Genomic DNA, 1,634 nt, shown 5'->3' with positions numbered 1-1,634 from the left:
ATTTTGAAGTTAGCACTTAGTACATCCTCACAAGACGTTAAGTTTCTGACAATACTGGGATAGTTTACTATGAAGACCGGCTTAGTCGTCAGATGCAAGGTTTTACACGCGCTGTTAAGAAGCGGTAAATCATCTTTCTGAGAGAATACGATAATGAAAAGACAAACCTACACTCCTGAGATTAAAGAACGCGCCGTTCGTATGCTGATTGAAGCATTAAACGATTACACCTTTATGTGGTCATGTCATAAAAAGCACACTAATGAAACTATACTAACCAACATTCAAGACTAAGCTACACATACTAAAGAGCTTGAACATGAGAACAAGAAGCTTACGTAAGCCAGTTAGATTACAGTAAAATCCGCTTTTTTCGCCCAAGGAGAGATAGGACACACAATCAAGTTGTGGCTCAGTTTATTGATAAAAATAAGTGGGTCTACGGTATTAGAGCAATATTGACTGTGCAATATAGAAAATATGCAATAAACTTATTTTCTACCTTTAATAAAATGCAGCAACCTAAACAAGGGTAAATTATGAGTAATTCAGATAACCACAGTCATCAAGCTCCAGACCCTAAAAATATGAATAAAGCTTTTTATATTGGGATTGGTCTAAATTCTGCATTTACGCTCATCGAGTTTATAGTGGGCTATTCAACTAATTCATTAGCTTTAATCGCAGACGCTAGCCACAACTTAAGTGATGTTGCCAGTTTAATAATCTCGTTAATTGGAATGAAATTAGCACAGAAAGCATCTACTACGCTTTATACCTATGGCTACAAAAAAGCTTCTATAATGGCGTCTCTTATTAACGCCATATTGTTAGTTACAATCGTTATAGGTATTGCGTATGAGGCCTTGGGTCGATTTGATACGATACCGGAAGTTGCAGGAAAAGTTATTATTATTACAGCTCTAATAGGTGTATTTATAAATACTGTTTCTGCTTTTGCATTCTACAAAGGTCAAAAAGACGATATTAATATCAAAGGTGCTTTCTTGCATCTAATGGTAGATGCATTGGTCTCTGTAGGTGTCGTTATCTCGGGCATTATTATTTACTATACAAGTTGGAATATCGTTGATCCTCTAGTTAGCTTGATTATTTCAGTCGTTATACTGTTATCGACTTGGGGTCTACTAAAAGAGAGTATCAAGCTTGCTATCGACGGAGTACCTCAAAATGTTGATCTCAGTAAAATCACTGCTATCTTAGAGAGCTATAATTTTATTCAAAACTTTCATCATTTACATATCTGGGCTTTGAGTACCACTGAGAATGCTCTTACAGTTCATATTGTACCGAAGACCGATATAACGTTTGAAGAGACTATTACTATGAAAGAAAACATCAAGGAAGATTTGGCGCATCAGAATATACAACATGCAACTATTGAATTTGGTACTAAGGCAGATGACAATCAAAAATCGCGTGCATTAAATGAAAGTATCAACTAAAAGATGATAGACCGTATATAGCTATCTCTTTTTAAGTATGAGGCGCGTGCCTTATGTCAACATAATTTTTTCAATCAGTTCTTATGTGATCAATAGTTTAAAACTTTTATATTTACGTGCGTTAGGACGTTACCTAGAAAAAATAAAAAACTTACGCTGATTAAATTA

At 35.0% G+C, this 1,634-nt stretch carries 2 protein-coding genes; both read left to right on the top strand.

Features of this window, described 5'->3' with window-relative positions:
- The first annotated feature begins 153 nt into the window (after nt 1–153).
- Entirely contained in the window at nt 154–294 is a 141-nt protein-coding gene (locus ACTXGO_RS13410) for a hypothetical protein (RefSeq protein ID WP_156410079.1), read from the top strand.
- 245 nt (nt 295–539) lie between these two features.
- Nucleotides 540–1,466: a cation diffusion facilitator family transporter gene (locus ACTXGO_RS13405; RefSeq protein WP_058025953.1), complete on the top strand. Its 927-nt coding sequence runs from the start codon at nt 540–542 to the stop codon at nt 1,464–1,466.
- Nucleotides 1,467–1,634 lie beyond the last annotated feature (168 nt).

Source organism: Psychrobacter sp. T6-1 (assembly GCF_052258445.1).
This window is presented reverse-complemented; position numbering and strand designations above follow the sequence as displayed.